The 14,289-nt window shown below is 32.7% G+C and carries 15 protein-coding genes; 10 read left to right on the forward strand and 5 right to left on the reverse strand.

The features are described from left to right. Window positions 1–27 precede the first annotated feature (27 nt). Window positions 28–1,011, forward strand: a complete 984-nt coding sequence (gene dapF / locus MHI39_RS11315) for a diaminopimelate epimerase (protein ID WP_058004341.1) — start codon at window positions 28–30, stop codon at window positions 1,009–1,011. A gap of 62 nt (window positions 1,012–1,073) precedes the next feature. Here the strand turns inward: dapF and MHI39_RS11320 are convergent, their stop codons facing one another. Next, window positions 1,074–2,912 (reverse strand): DNA ligase D, encoded by a 1,839-nt coding sequence (locus tag MHI39_RS11320; protein WP_071974976.1) that lies wholly within the window; start codon window positions 2,910–2,912, stop codon window positions 1,074–1,076. 131 nt (window positions 2,913–3,043) lie between these two features. On the opposite strand from MHI39_RS11320, the gene MHI39_RS11325 reads away from it, so the two are divergent. The 5 genes from MHI39_RS11325 to MHI39_RS11345 all read left to right on the forward strand — a co-directional run bounded on the left by MHI39_RS11325 (window position 3,044) and on the right by MHI39_RS11345 (window position 7,899). Further along, window positions 3,044–3,883 (forward strand): Ku protein, encoded by an 840-nt coding sequence (locus MHI39_RS11325; protein WP_058004343.1) that lies wholly within the window; start codon window positions 3,044–3,046, stop codon window positions 3,881–3,883. 86 nt (window positions 3,884–3,969) lie between these two features. Next, entirely contained in the window at window positions 3,970–4,632 is a 663-nt protein-coding gene (locus MHI39_RS11330; RefSeq protein ID WP_251345071.1) for a phosphatase PAP2 family protein, read from the forward strand. A 108-nt stretch (window positions 4,633–4,740) separates the two neighbouring features. Continuing rightward, on the forward strand, window positions 4,741–4,896 hold the full coding sequence (locus tag MHI39_RS11335) for a YjcZ family sporulation protein (RefSeq protein WP_071974974.1): 156 nt from the start codon (window positions 4,741–4,743) through the stop codon (window positions 4,894–4,896). A 480-nt stretch (window positions 4,897–5,376) separates the two neighbouring features. Next, the gene (locus tag MHI39_RS11340; protein WP_058004345.1) at window positions 5,377–5,577 is read left to right on the forward strand and encodes a cold-shock protein; all 201 of its coding nucleotides are present in this window, start codon (window positions 5,377–5,379) and stop codon (window positions 5,575–5,577) included. A gap of 342 nt (window positions 5,578–5,919) precedes the next feature. Further along, a complete protein-coding gene (locus MHI39_RS11345; protein WP_058004346.1) occupies window positions 5,920–7,899 on the forward strand; it encodes an LTA synthase family protein in 1,980 nt (659 codons plus the stop codon). A gap of 525 nt (window positions 7,900–8,424) precedes the next feature. On the opposite strand, the gene MHI39_RS11350 is transcribed toward MHI39_RS11345, so the two are convergent. From MHI39_RS11350 to MHI39_RS11360, 3 genes are all read right to left on the reverse strand, one after another. Then, on the reverse strand, window positions 8,425–9,048 hold the full coding sequence (locus MHI39_RS11350) for a LysE family transporter (protein WP_078111264.1): 624 nt from the start codon (window positions 9,046–9,048) through the stop codon (window positions 8,425–8,427). Between the two features lie 75 nt (window positions 9,049–9,123). Continuing rightward, a complete protein-coding gene (locus tag MHI39_RS11355) occupies window positions 9,124–9,570 on the reverse strand; it encodes a YndM family protein (RefSeq protein WP_058004347.1) in 447 nt (148 codons plus the stop codon). A 123-nt stretch (window positions 9,571–9,693) separates the two neighbouring features. Then, window positions 9,694–10,047, reverse strand: coding sequence for a hypothetical protein (locus MHI39_RS11360; protein ID WP_342541258.1), 354 nt, complete (start codon window positions 10,045–10,047; stop codon window positions 9,694–9,696). Window positions 10,048–10,223: 176 nt separating this feature from the next. Between MHI39_RS11360 and MHI39_RS11365 the strand changes: the two genes are divergently transcribed. From MHI39_RS11365 to MHI39_RS11380, 4 genes are all read left to right on the forward strand, one after another. Continuing rightward, a complete protein-coding gene (locus tag MHI39_RS11365) occupies window positions 10,224–11,588 on the forward strand; it encodes an amino acid permease (RefSeq protein WP_342541259.1) in 1,365 nt (454 codons plus the stop codon). 37 nt (window positions 11,589–11,625) lie between these two features. Next, window positions 11,626–11,961 carry a hypothetical protein gene (locus MHI39_RS11370; protein WP_071974969.1) on the forward strand — a complete coding sequence of 112 codons (336 nt, stop codon included), beginning with the start codon at window positions 11,626–11,628 and terminating at the stop codon, window positions 11,959–11,961. 97 nt (window positions 11,962–12,058) lie between these two features. Next, window positions 12,059–12,334, forward strand: coding sequence for a YqhV family protein (locus MHI39_RS11375; RefSeq protein ID WP_058004351.1), 276 nt, complete (start codon window positions 12,059–12,061; stop codon window positions 12,332–12,334). Window positions 12,335–12,464: 130 nt separating this feature from the next. Next, a complete protein-coding gene (locus MHI39_RS11380) occupies window positions 12,465–13,718 on the forward strand; it encodes an MFS transporter (protein WP_280615569.1) in 1,254 nt (417 codons plus the stop codon). Window positions 13,719–13,889: 171 nt separating this feature from the next. On the opposite strand, the gene MHI39_RS11385 is transcribed toward MHI39_RS11380, so the two are convergent. Then, window positions 13,890–14,282 carry a hypothetical protein gene (locus MHI39_RS11385; protein ID WP_259545252.1) on the reverse strand — a complete coding sequence of 131 codons (393 nt, stop codon included), beginning with the start codon at window positions 14,280–14,282 and terminating at the stop codon, window positions 13,890–13,892. Between the last annotated feature and the right edge of the window lie 7 nt (window positions 14,283–14,289).

The following is a 14,289-nucleotide window of genomic DNA, read 5'->3' on the forward strand; positions in this document are numbered from 1 at the left end:
AACACATTGAATTAATGGGGGTAGGCTATGAATATAAACATTCGAAAATGTCATGGGTCAGGAAATGACTTTTTATTAATAGATGAGATCTCTATGCCATATACGTTTTCTGAAGAGGACCGTCAAAATTTGAGTATTACTCTCTGTGACAGAAATGCTGAATTAGGTGCGGACGGTATTCTCTTTGTCATGAAAAGTGATAAAGCAGATGCAAAAATGAGGGTATTTAATGCAGATGGCTCAGAGGCTTCCATGTGTGGTAATGGCTTGCGCTGTGTTGGTAGATATGTGTGCGAATTATTGCAGAAAGATGAAATAAGAGTAGAAACGATGAAGGCGATTTTGAAGGTAAATAAGTCAGATTCTATTTTTAATGAATTACCAACCTATTGTGTCGAAATATCACCAGTACTTTTTTCATTAGATGCGTTACCGATGAATCTTAATCAAGAGCAATTGGTGAATGAAAAGATACATGAACTCTCAGATCAGTTATTATTTAGCGCAGTCGCTGTTCCAAATCCTCACCTTATAACTTTTGTAGATAAAGAAATGATGCGAACGAATACACAAAGAATGATTTCTGAATATGTAAATGGACCAAATCAGTTATTTCCTGATGGAGTTAATGTAAGCTTTGTTCATTCCGTTGAAAAAGGAGTTATCTATGTTCGTACGTTTGAGCGTGGTGTTGGTTTTACAAATGCTTGTGGAACAGCCATGTCAGCGTCATCATTAATTTCATGTATATTGTCCTTAAATAATTATGAAGAGGAAATTGATGTATATAATAATGGTGGAAAGGTTCGTTGTGTCGTTCATAAGTCTGATCAAACATATTGGATTGAACTCATTGGAAATGCAACTTATTTATATGATGCAGAAATCATTATGAACAATAATCAAAGTTCCTTTGAGGTAAGTAGCACAACACATTACAAAGAAGAACAAATTCAATATGAACAATTAGAAACACATGCGAAAGAATATGTTGAGAGAATTCTTTTCTAACTTAACTATGATTTAAATAAATTGTCAAAACGGAGCTCCTATAGAAAAGCTCCGTTTTCTTCTTATTTCAAATTATTTGCTTTTAAAAAGTTAAGTACAGGATCGAAAACTTGTATTGTTTTTGCTTTTACATAGTTAGCAAATGGACATCCGAGGGTATTAACCCGATGCAGGACGGTAGGAATCGTAAAGGATTCTGGATTAAGATTTTCATTCACCTCGTCCCAAAACAATGGCGTTGCAATAAGTGCATCACTATGACCTCTCATTGAATACGGAGCAATAATGGTCTTTCCTTCTGCATGCTGTATAAAATCAACATATAAACGTCCATTTCTCTTTTTCTTCATTCGTTCAATAGTAAAGAGGTCGGATCTTTCTGTTACAAGATAATTAGCGATAAATTCCGTAAATAATCGAGTATCACTCCAAGTATATGTACCATCAATCAGTGGTATATATATTTGAAGTCCTTTATTTCCTGATGTTTTAATAAAGCTAATAATATTTAATTGATCAAATATTTTCTTCATCATTAGGCTAGCTGTAACCGCTAAGTGGAACTCGTTTCTAGATGGAGGATCCAAGTCAAAAACGATCTCGCTCACATAAGGATTATTTATAGTAGAAAATGGTATATGGTATTCAATTGCTAATTGGTTGGCCAACCACATTAATGTTTTTAAATCATTACAAACAATATAATCTATGTTTTCCTGATGGTATGTTTGAATAAAATTCGGTGCGTAATCAGGACAATTTTTTTGATAAAAAGGTTCACCAAATACACCATGGGGATAACGAATTACAGTTAATGTACGATTACGTAGAAAAGGCAGAATAAATGGCGAAATTTCTCTCATATATCGAATAAAATCTAACTTTTTTATTTGCTCCTTTTCCCAAAGTGGTTTATCTGGGTGGGTCACCGTAATTTCCCTTGGTATAGCTGCTTCATCTAAAAGAAACTGTTCATATGTACAGGATTCTGGTGATAAATCAAAACGAAACTCATGAAAATGTGGTTCTCGTAACTGTTCCTCATACCACTCCAAATAATGGATATCAACACATATCGAAGGATGGATGTTAAGGACACCATTCTGATTGTTAAGTGCATTTGCCTTAATGACTTGACTCAATGCTTTTTTTTGATCAGGATCTAGACTGAATAAAAATAAGCCTATTTGGTAGATCTGTTCTCCCTTAAAAACACCAACATGATAATATCCATTGGAGGTATCGAATGCAGTAATAAAGCATGAAACTTTCTTCCAATTTTTTATTTTTAACCATGTTTCTGTCCGTTTACCAATTTCCCATTTACTTTTTTTAAGTTTTGCAATGATGCCCTCTCCGTCATCCGTTGTGACTTGTTCCCATATAGTATCAAAATGTTGTTCATTTGGAATATATTGAAGTAGTTCAAAAGTACCAGATGTCGGGTTTAGAGGTAATTGGTAAGTTACAAACAAGCCCTTTAACATTTTTTTTCGTTCTAAATAACTTTTATCAATGAGGGCATTACCATTAATGGTTAATAGATCAAAGACTAAGTAAGTGCATGGTCTTTTATAGGCAACTTGCTGAATTCGATCATGTGACTTCATACGACCTCTTTTTTGTAATTCTCCAAAATTCGCCTTTCCTTCATTTTCCAAAACAACTAGTTCACCGTCAAATATTAATGGAAGTATATCTTTGAATTGATCGTAAATACTTAATAAATACTCTTTAATTTCTGGAAACTGTGGAAGTAGATCTTTTTCATTTCTGCTCCATAAATGTATTGTGTCATGATCCCAGTCTAAAATAGCTCGAAAACCATCATATTTGATTTCAAATAGCCAATCTGAAGTGAGAGGAGCAATTGATTTCAAAGTTGGGAGCATCGGTTTCATAGCTAGTCCCCTTTCTATTCAAGTGATTATTAACAAGATGGGATATATTATTTCCATAACTTTTTAAGTATGAAACCACCCTTAACAATTAAACCTTATAATATATAGTTATTTACGAAAGGGTGACATCCATGCACACTATTTGGAAAGGGAGCATTAGCTTTGGATTAGTCAATATACCAATCAAACTACATGCTGCAACTGAGGATAAAGACATAAAGCTTCGATCACTTCATAAAAAATGCCACACACCAATAAAATATGAGAAAAGATGTCCAGTTTGTGAAATGGAACTATCTATGAATGAAATTGTTAAAGGATATGAAATTGCAAAGGGAAAATATGTGATACTTGAGGATGAAGAGTTGGAGGATTTGAAGAAGGCGACTGAAGAAAAGGCTGTTGAAATTATTGATTTTATTAAAATGGAGGAAATAGATCCAATCTATTATAATCGTAGTTATTATATGTCCCCAAATGAAGGCGGGATGAAGGCATATGGATTACTTCGCAAAGCATTGATTGAATCTAAAAAATCAGGACTTGCGAAAATTGTTATGCGTTCTAAAGAACAATTAGCAGTGATAAGGGTATATGAAAACACATTATTAATGGAGACCATCCATTTTCCAGATGAAGTAAGAAATGTAGGAGATGTACCGAATGTACCAGCAGAGGATCAAGTAACAAAAAAAGAAATTGATACTGCAATTCTTTTAATCGATCAATTAACTACTCCTTTTGAACCAGAGAAATACACGGATGAATACCGTTCTAAACTTATGGAATTGATTGAATCGAAACGAACAGGGAAAGAAATGGTTACACCGAAAGAAAAGATTCCAACAGCAAATGTTACTGATTTAATGGCTGCATTGCAAGCATCCATAGATAAAACGAAGCCCAAGGTAGAAAAGAAAGCTCCTACAAGACGTCGGAAGTCCCCAGGAAAGGAGAAAAAAGTTCAATAAAGAACGACAAGACAGTTCGAAAAAGAATTGTCTTTTTCATTTCATATGTTACCATAAAATGACTAGTGTTTTCAGGAGGTTTAAGGATGCAAAGGAAGGTAATTTGGTTAGGTGTAATTCAAATATTACTGCTTGTTATTTTTATTTGGGTGTTTTGGATGATTGGTACAAGCTTAAACGGACCACAAATTCGTTCATTTGATAACGATATAATTTCAAAAGTACAAAGCAATATATCCGATAGGTTAACTTCCATAATGTTAGTCATCACATTTTTTGGTTCAGTAAAAGGAGTAGCAATCATTTCAGTCATTGCCATCATCATTTTATTTATTACACGTCATCGATTAATGTGTTTGTTTTTGGCACTTACAATTGGACTAGGTGCGGGTGTATTTAATAAAATTTTAAAATTGTATTTTAAACGTGAAAGACCTGATATTCAACCAATTATTCAAGAGCAAGGATATAGTTTTCCTAGTGGACATTCGATGGGGTCAATGATATTGTATGGATGCTTAGCGTTTATACTTTTTAAAGTTTATAAACATAAATGGGCTAAGTTATGTGGGGCCATTATTGGTATTATTATGATTTTAATTGTAGGAATAAGTAGAATTTATTTAGGTGTTCATTATCCTAGTGATGTAGTAGGTGGATATATTGCTGGAGCATTTTGGTTAATCATTTGTTTTAATACATATGTAATGATTGAGAAATGGAAACAGAGGATAAATCTTAACGTTTGAGATACATAGGCTATTGTCCATTTTCGCCCAATATTATAAATTTCTATTCCCAAATCCCTAAAAATGAATACTATGCTAGGGAAGTTTCTATAAGGGAGGAATGACCATATGAGTGGTGCTGCAGGTGGAGTAGGATATGGCGGTGGTTTTGCGTTTATCGTCGTATTATTTATCCTTTTAATAATAGTGGGTGCTGCCTATGTTGGCGGCGGTGGTTATGGCTACGGTTATGGCGGATATGGTGGATATGGCGGCTTCTGGTGATTTTTTAGGCATCTATTTTTTAGATGCCTTTTCATTATTTATAAAGAAATCAAGAAAATCCATGAAATAAATGGGAGAATTTCTATATTTGTTGATTTTTTTTGTAAATAGTTGTACAATATGGTAGTACTCAGTTAAGGAGTGAATAGTTTTGAAGCTATATTCTTTTCCGCTGTATGGTTTGGAGTTTTCAATTCATACTGGCGCGGTCTAGGAACCGTAAGGACGGATGAGAGGAAGGGCTTTCGTTGTTTTGAAAGACAGATGCATAGTGCAATGCATTACATTTTACTTTAAGCAATACAAGGATACCAATCATTTTTATGATCTATTATGGATGCAAATATCGAGTTTATTAGATTCACATGTTATAAAGAGTACCTACTTTTATTTGTGTGGATGCTCTTTATAATATGTGAATTTTTATTTACTGCGTAAATATGAGTAACATATTAAAAAATTTTTGGAGGTTGTCTATATATGACACAAGGTACAGTAAAATGGTTTAACAGTGAAAAAGGATTCGGCTTCATCGAAGTTGAAGGTGGAAATGATGTATTTGTACATTTCAGTGCAATCGCTGGAGAAGGCTACAAAACATTAGAAGAAGGTCAACGTGTTGAATTCAATATCGTTGAAGGCCAACGTGGACCTCAAGCTGACAACGTTGTAAAACTATAATTGATTAAAAAGCTGCCTTTTTAGGCAGTTTTTTTATTGGAATAAGAAACTTTGACAATTATATGAAGTTCGAGAATCTAAATAAAAATATGTTATAATATATATAAGTTAAACATAGCTTTAGTCTAATATAAAACAGTATGTTTATTTTTTTTGTCGAAAAATCAACTAATTTACCGATATTTTTTACTAGTACGGATATACTGTTTTCATTAAAAATGCTTGCTTTTTTTTTAGAAAGTATTAAAATGATTGAGTACCAATTACCTGGGGTCAAAAATATCAATGTAATTCAATTCATTCACCTTTGAGTCATCACGATGACAAATAGGAGGTAAAAAAATGGGAAATATAAAATCAAAAATTCATAGTTTGTTAAATAAAAAGTTTTCTTTGTTTTTCTTAATCGTTATTTTATTTTGGTTAAAATCATATGCGGTATATCAGGCAGAATTTAATTTAGACATTAAAAATAGTATGCAGGCGTTCTTATTGTTCTTTAACCCAATAAGCTCAGCATTACTCTTTTTTGGCTTTGCGTTGTTCTTTAAAGGACGTGCCCGAACAATTGCGATCATAGTCATCGATTTAATTTTATCGATACTGTTATATGCAAACGTCTGTTATTATCGATTTTTCAATGATTTTATTACCATTCCAGTACTTTTTCAAACAAAGAACTTTGGAGATTTAGGCGGTAGTGCAGCAGCGTTAATGGAGCCTTATGATGTGCTTTATTTCCTTGATACGATTATCATAATCGGTTTAATTGTATTTAAAGTAATTAAATCACAAGCTGAAAAAATAAATCGTCGCTCAATCTTTGCTGTATTTGCAGCAGCGATTGCATTTTTTATCATTAACTTAGGATTAGCTGAAGCTGATCGTCCGGAATTATTAACACGTACGTTTGATCGTAACTATATCGTAAAATATTTAGGAGCATATAACTATACGATTTATGATGCGATTCAAACGACAAAATCATCTGCACAACGTGCGCTAGCTGATAGTAGTGATGTAGTTGATGTTGAAAATTATGTGAAGGCAAACCATTCTGAACCAAATCCAGATTATTTTGGTGCAGCAAAGGGTAGAAATGTCATTTACATTTCTTTAGAGTCTCTACAAAACTTTATTATTAATTACAAATTAGATGGTCAAGAAGTTACACCGTTCTTAAATAAATTAACGAAGGACCCAAATACATTTTATTTTGACAACTTCTTCCATCAAACAGGACAAGGGAAAACATCTGATGCTGAATTCATGATGGAGAACTCATTATTCCCTCTACCAAAAGGTGCAGTGTTCACTACTAAAGCACTGAACACATATCAAGCAGCACCTGCAATTTTAGGACAAAAAGGGTATACATCTGCAGTATTCCATGGTAACACGAAAACATTCTGGAATCGTGATGAAATCTATAAGTCCTTTGGATATAATAAGTTCTTTGATGCGAATTATTATGATATGAGTCCGGAAAATACAATTAACTATGGTATGGAAGACAAACCATTTTTCAAAGAGTCAATGCCTTATCTTGAAAAACTTCCACAACCGTTTTATACAAAATTTATCTCTCTATCAAACCACTTCCCGTTTGAGTTAAATAATGACCCTAATTTCCCGGAAGGTGACTTTGGAGATAAAATTGTTAATAAGTATTTTCAAACTGCTCATTATTTAGATGAGTCAATTGAACAATTCTTTAATGATTTAAAAACATCTGGTTTATATGATAACTCGATTATTGTGATGTATGGTGACCACTATGGTTTATCAGAAAATCATAATAAAGCAATGGCTAAAGTAATGGGTGTTGATGAAATTACTCCATATATAAATGCTCAATTACAAAGAGTTCCTTTATTTATACATGTACCAGGGGTGAAAGCAAAGGCTGACCACACATATGGTGGTGAAGTTGATGTTCGTCCTACTTTAATGCATTTACTTGGTATCGATACAAAAGAGTACATTCAATTTGGTTCTGATTTATTATCTAAAGAACATCGTCAAATTGTTCCGTTCCGTAACGGTGATTTTGTATCAAAAGATGTAACACAAGTAAGTGGTGAGTGTTATAGTAATCCAACAGGTGAGAAAGTGGATGATAAGCTTTGTCAAGAAGGTGATAAGGTTTCAAAAACTGAATTAGAACTTTCAGATAAAGTGGTTTATGATGATTTATTAAGATTCTATACACCTAATGGCTTTACACCAGTAAATCGTGCGGATTATGATTACACAACTGATCAAACGATCAATAATCCTATAACAAGTGAAAAAGAAAAAGATAAAAATAAAGAGAAATAAAAATCCTTATTGATAAATACCCCGTAAATATTAGTTTAATGACTAACATTTACGGGGTATTTTCATTTCAAGGCATGTAATCGAAGTTGAAAACTGGAAATAGAAATGAAATATCGACTAGATAAAGTTACTATTTATCAACGGAATCAGTTGCTAAAGAAAATAATTAGAGGAGCTAGAGGCAAAGGGGAGTGTTTTCCAATTATAAGAAGAAATAGACTCAGTAGAAGCATGACGAGAAAAAAATTATGAGCTTAGAAATGAGAAGGATTACTTAAAAAGCTTGAATGCTTTGGTTGAAATGAACGAAATAATCAGGGAAAAAGAATATGCTAATGTGAAAGAGGCAATTAAGAAGAAATTATCATGAATGCACAGTTCGTATGGTATTGTTATAAAATAGCTAAGGATTAAATGGAATATATGATGATATTAAGACCATCAATCGTTTAATGAATAAACTTGGTATAAATTGATGGTCGTAAGAAACTGAGTCGATTCTAAGCATGTTGCTTACCATAAATTTTAGAATATCATTTTATAAGCTTCAAATCCGAAGTAGATGCTAAAACCGATGAGTGATAGTCCAGAAAAGTAGGAAATAAGGGTAAGAAATTTTGAATCAATGATCTTTTGAAAGGTACTAGCTAAACCAGCCATAGCGATATCCCAAATGAAGAGACCGATAAATATGGCACTACTATTAAAGATAAGTTGACTCGAATCGACGGTTTGAACAGATTTAGCTAAAACTGATCCATAAATACCAAGCCAGAATAAAATAGATAATGGATTTGAGATAGACATAAGAAAACCTGTTGAAAATGATTTTCTTAAAGATTCCCTATTGCGAAATTGATTTGTTGAAATTTTTCCTGCAGTAGACAGGCTCTCTATTCCTGTATACGCTAGGACAAAACAACCGAATAAATAAAGAAATAGTTTTAAAATAGGCGCTTCCAAAAAGTGAACAAGTCCAAAATAGACACACAGCATGTAAAAACAATCTGCAACTATTGCTCCAAGTCCTACAAACCAAGCGTGAAGAAATCCGCTTTTTATCCCTTTATCTAATTGTGCAGCGTTTATTGGTCCGATTGGAGCAGCTAAAGTAATCCCTAAAAAGACATAACTAATAAAGTTGTTCAAATGAATAGTCCTCCATACAATATTTGTGTATTACATTGTATTCAGAGGACTATGCTTGTACAACTATTTATAAGATTATTTCTTACTTTTTTTGTTTGGTGGAGCAATTTCTTCTGAACTCTCCATTGCATAATTCATGACAGAAATTCTTCGCTTACTTTTCGGTTCATCCTGATAGAAGTTTCGATACATATAGATATGAAAAAGAGACTCACATATAGATATAGCGAATGCTCCTAATAAGGAAGCAAAAAAGAGTGCACGATAATTATTATCTACGTTTCCAAAAGAAACAATAGACCAAATTAAAAGGAAAGCTAAACCAAAGTCTGTTGCAGTAGCTACGATATTGTTTGACCGAGGTAAGATTAATAAATCACCGATAATATAAGATACAACACCTATTACAGCTGTAAGTAAAACAATGCTTTGGAAAGACATGCCATAAATAAGACCTAATACAATAAAGAGTGCAATGAGAGTGGCCCCAAATTTAAGCACCAATGCAGTTAATCTTTTCAACAGTGTAACTCCTTTCATAATTGAATTGATAATAGTTTCTATATAACAAGCAAAGATTATTCGTTTTACAATGGATATAAATAAAAAAACTGCCCATTCTTTAGGAAGAGGCAGCAGAATTTTTTATTGATCAGATTTTCCATTGTCAGTTGAATAAGTTAAGTAATTATAATGGTTTGTAGGCACTTCTTTTGTAACAACACCATTCTCATCTTTATACACTTCAAATTCTTGGTAAGTCTCAACAATTTCTCCTTCATCCTTATCCTCTTTTGTATCAACGAGCTTAAATTCTAAATCAAAGGTTTCATTCAATTTCGTTGATTGATTTTCCTGATCATTTCCCATTGTTGCAATCGATACTGGTACTTTAAGCGCATCAACCTCCGTTTTATGATCTAAAAAGGCCATTGTCAATAATGTAAATAGAAGTATAACGACAATTGAAAGCTTTTTATTAAATCGTTTCCCAGTCATTTAAGTTTACACTCCTTTATTATAGAACTTTGCCCTTTACAAATATGCTTGTCTTCAGGGAAATATGATTAGACAGAATATTTAAATCATTAGATTAAAAAAACCATTATTTACTCTCTTACATAATAAATAATAGTCAGACAAATAATATATTGAGTAATAAGGAGGGGATAAATTTGGAGATACCTGCTAGTGCGGGAAAAAAACAAGAGGATAGCAATGAGAAAAAACTAGCTTGGTGGCAATTTTCACTTATTGGATTAGGTTGCATTATCGGTACAGGGTATTTTCTAGGATCGGGAATAGGAATTAAGATGACTGGTCCTTCGATCCTTATTACCTTTATATTAGCTGCTGTAGGTACTTATATCGTTTCAGAAGCTTTATCAAAAATGTCAGCACAAGACCCTCAAAAGGGTTCATTTCGTTCATATGCTAAAAAGGCATTCGGTCCTTGGGCGGGTTTTAGCAGTGGATGGGTATACTGGTTTTCAGAAATGTTGATCACTGGTAGCCAATTAACTGCACTTTCAATTTTATCGAGGTTTTGGTTTCCGAATATTCCACTTTGGATTTTTGCATCGGTATACGCTCTTCTTGGTATACTTATTGTCATTATAGGGACAAAGGGATTTGAAAGAGCTCAAAATATATTTGCAATCATAAAGATTGCTGCTATTTTTATGTTTATAGTGCTTGCCATTTCTGTAGTTATCGGCTTTTTTGGAGGAAGTAAGGCAGATTTTCACTTTCATTATCACAAGACAGATTTTTTTCCAAAAGGAATTATGGGCTTGTGGTCCTCACTTATCTTTGGTTTTTACGCTTTTGGTGGCATCGAGATTATGGGTATTATGGCAACTAGATTAAAGAAAAAAGAAGATGCAAAAAAGGCAGGGGCTAGTATGCTCCTTATGTTAACATTCATTTATTTAATATCATTGATATTTGCAACGAGTTTAGTAAGTTTTAATAAATTTAATGCAAAGGAAAGTCCATTTGTAATTGCTCTTGATAAATATGATATTTCCTTCTTTCCTCATTTGTTTACAGGCGGAATAATTATTGCGGGATTTTCTACAATGGTTGCATCATTATTCGCAGTAACTAGTATGTTAGTGACGTTAGCAGAGGATGGCGATGCACCTAGGATTTTTTCTAAAAAAGGAAAAATGAAGGTACCCCCACTTGCATTAGGCTTAACAATTTGTGGAATGATTATTTCAATTATATTAGCTCTAATAATGCCTGATCGCGTGTATGAATATATAACAACAGCTGCAGGACTAATGCTTTTATATAACTGGTTCTTTATACTTATTTCTTTTCCAAGATTAATTAAAGCAACCAAATTTGATCATTTAAAGCGTTTCATAGGCATGTTATTAATAGTACTTGCTGTTAGTGGGACATGCATTCATCAGACGAGTAGGCCAGGATTTTTTGTAAGTATTGGTTTTGTTGCGGTGGTAATTATTGTCGTTGTCATTTTACAAATGACAAAAAGAAAGAAGAAAAATTTATTTCCACAAGGCATTTGATTTTGCCAATTTACTATAAAATTTTGGAGGTAGAATTATGCCAGTATTTGTTTATCAAACTTTTCAAATTAAACAAGAAAAATTTAAAGAAGCTATCGAAAATTTACATGAAATGAAAAATTATCGTAATGAAAATTATAGTCATCAAATGGAAATTTTAACTCCTATTACTGGTCCTGATCATACATATGCAGTTCTTTCGACTTATGAAGGATTAGCAGAAATGGAACTGCAAAACAAAAAGATGTTTGCTGATGAAGAATATTTAAAAATAATTGGCAGTTTTTTTCTAGACAATATTGTTCAAGGAAGTATGAATACCCAATTATACCGAACTTTAAATGAGAAAAAACCGGAAAGTAAAAAAGAGTAGATTTAGTAAAAACATCTTGATAATGCTTATTACTTGTCCTTCTCTGACCACATGATGCATATAATGTAAAAAAGTGATGTGCTCGAGGAGGACAATGATGTTTCTTTTCTTTGAAAAAGCGATTATAGGGATGGCATTTTTAAGAATTATATCTGGGAGTATTGAGATCTTAGTTGCTTTATTAATTCTTAAATATAATGATGTGGAAAAGGCTCTAGTTATTAATAGCTCCCTCGCTCTTATTGGTCCAATTATTCTAATCCTTACAACAACAATCGGTTTATTTGGTCTTGCAGATAAGATTTCTTTTACTAAGATGCTTTGGATATTTGGTGGAGTAGCATGTATTCTCTATGGAGTAAAAGGAAATTAAAGACATTCCATAAAATGTAATCAAAAGGTACATGTATTTTTTCGAGTATTAGTCCATATTAAAAGTAATGTGATTCGTTTAAGACTTTTAATCCATCTTTGAAAATAAAACACAAAAAGGCGTGTCAATAATGGAACATGTAGAAAATATTCAATCTGTAGTTGGAAAGAAAAGATCGAAAAGCGATTCGAATAAAAATAATCAAAAATGGGCTGTATTATCAATATCATCTATTCCGCTTGTAATGACATTAGGAAATTCTATGCTAATTCCAGTTCTTCCTGCGATGGAAAGGCAGTTAGGAATATCTCCCTTTGAGTCAAGTATGATTATTACCGTTTATTCAATAGTTGCAATCATACTAATTCCTGTTGCTGGATTTTTATCTGATCATATCGGTAGAAAAAATGTTATTATTCCGAGTTTAATTATTACAGGAATAGGGGGACTCATCTCCGCGTGGGCTGGTTGGAAAATGGGAAATCCCTATTGGATTATTCTTATCGGAAGAGCACTTCAAGGCGTCGGAGCTGCAGGTGCATTTCCTATTGTTTTGCCCCTTGTTGGCGATATGTTTAAAAGTGATGATGACGTCAGTAGTTCCTTAGGTTTAATTGAAACATCAAATACTCTTGGAAAAGTACTGAGTCCAATTTTAGGGGCTTTTTTGGCTGGTTTTGTATGGTTTATCCCATTTTTTTCTATTCCCGTTTTTTGCCTACTATCGATTTTATTAATGATTTTTTTAGTGAAAAGTCCGAAAAAAAAGCAAGAACCTATTCCTTTCAAAAAGTTTATAGCAAGTATAAAAGATACATTCAAAAATAATTGGAAATGGCTATTTGCAATTTTTTTGATCGGAATAATATTAATGTTTGTTCTTTTTGCAGTATTGTTCTTTATGTCTGATATATTGGAAAAGGTATATCATATAAAGGATGTAAAGAAAGGGCTTTTACTTGCGATTCCTTTAGGCGGATTGTGTATCGCTTCTTATATCACAGGAAAATTAATAAAAGAAAATAAAATATTGATGAAGTGGATTACTTTCGGTGGAATAGTATTACTTGCTGGATCTATTGCATTTCTAGGTATGTCAAAAGCGATGTGGTTTATGCTTAGTTTATTTTTAATTAGTGGGATTGGAATTGGTGTTGGATTACCATGTTTAGATGCGTTTATTACGTCGGGAATTGCAAAACAGGAGCGTGGAACCATCTCATCTATTTATAGCTCAATGCGATTTATTGGGGTTGCAGCAGGTCCTCCTATAATGGCTATCTTAATGAAGAACGCTGAAAACTCACTTTTTTATTTACTAAGTGGATTAAGTATAATTGCCTTAATTGCAACCTTTTTTGCAATAAAGCCTGATAATGAATAAATAAATCGATTGTCGTACTATTTATCGTACGGCATATTTTTTTGAAGCATAGAAATAAATCGAGAAATCATAAAGTCTTGAACAAATGGTGAAGACCAGAATGAAAAATATCTTTCCTTATTTTTCATAGAAAGTAGGAGGACTTCTGACATAAAGAAGAGTGAATTAATGTTAATTCACTCTATGATTGTCTTCGAATAGTTTTACTGTAGATAAACTATTATTATCATTAAAAACAAATTTATTTTGGGTGATCTGTTGAAGACGGTTTACTGCTTCTTCGAACTCAGCATTACTCATTTGTTTAGTAGCTAGTAGGGAACAAAGGATGGCAAAGCCAATAGCAGTTGTATCAACATGTACATCAACATGAACATCTACATCAGAGTTACCGCTCTGACCAATTGTATTCTTATTATCGTTGTTTATGTTAATACGAGTATCTTCAATGGACTGGATTTCATTTTTAGATTTAAGAGTATTTGTATTTTCAGCTACATTTTGAGTCGTGCGTTTATTTCTATTTGCAATCGAATTAGTTGTGACTGGAATTCGTGAACCCATAACATCA

It is taken from the genome of Heyndrickxia sp. FSL K6-6286 (assembly GCF_038630395.1).
Taxonomy (GTDB): Bacteria; Bacillota; Bacilli; order Bacillales; family Bacillaceae_C; genus Heyndrickxia; species Heyndrickxia oleronia.

Excerpts from the sequence above, each read along its gene's own strand:
- MHI39_RS11325 (WP_058004343.1), top strand. The coding sequence starts at position 3,044 with ATGCACACTATTTGGAAAGGGAGCATTAGCTTTGGATTAGTCAATATA.
- MHI39_RS11335 (WP_071974974.1), top strand. The coding sequence starts at position 4,741 with ATGAGTGGTGCTGCAGGTGGAGTAGGATATGGCGGTGGTTTTGCGTTT.
- MHI39_RS11345 (WP_058004346.1), top strand. The coding sequence starts at position 5,920 with ATGGGAAATATAAAATCAAAAATTCATAGTTTGTTAAATAAAAAGTTT.
- MHI39_RS11370 (WP_071974969.1), top strand. The coding sequence starts at position 11,626 with ATGCCAGTATTTGTTTATCAAACTTTTCAAATTAAACAAGAAAAATTT.
- dapF (WP_058004341.1), top strand. The coding sequence starts at position 28 with ATGAATATAAACATTCGAAAATGTCATGGGTCAGGAAATGACTTTTTA.
- MHI39_RS11320 (WP_071974976.1), bottom strand. The coding sequence starts at position 2,912 with ATGAAACCGATGCTCCCAACTTTGAAATCAATTGCTCCTCTCACTTCA.
- MHI39_RS11380 (WP_280615569.1), top strand. The coding sequence starts at position 12,465 with ATGGAACATGTAGAAAATATTCAATCTGTAGTTGGAAAGAAAAGATCG.
- MHI39_RS11385 (WP_259545252.1), bottom strand. The coding sequence starts at position 14,282 with ATGGGTTCACGAATTCCAGTCACAACTAATTCGATTGCAAATAGAAAT.
- MHI39_RS11375 (WP_058004351.1), top strand. The coding sequence starts at position 12,059 with ATGTTTCTTTTCTTTGAAAAAGCGATTATAGGGATGGCATTTTTAAGA.
- MHI39_RS11340 (WP_058004345.1), top strand. The coding sequence starts at position 5,377 with ATGACACAAGGTACAGTAAAATGGTTTAACAGTGAAAAAGGATTCGGC.
- MHI39_RS11330 (WP_251345071.1), top strand. The coding sequence starts at position 3,970 with ATGCAAAGGAAGGTAATTTGGTTAGGTGTAATTCAAATATTACTGCTT.
- MHI39_RS11360 (WP_342541258.1), bottom strand. The coding sequence starts at position 10,047 with ATGACTGGGAAACGATTTAATAAAAAGCTTTCAATTGTCGTTATACTT.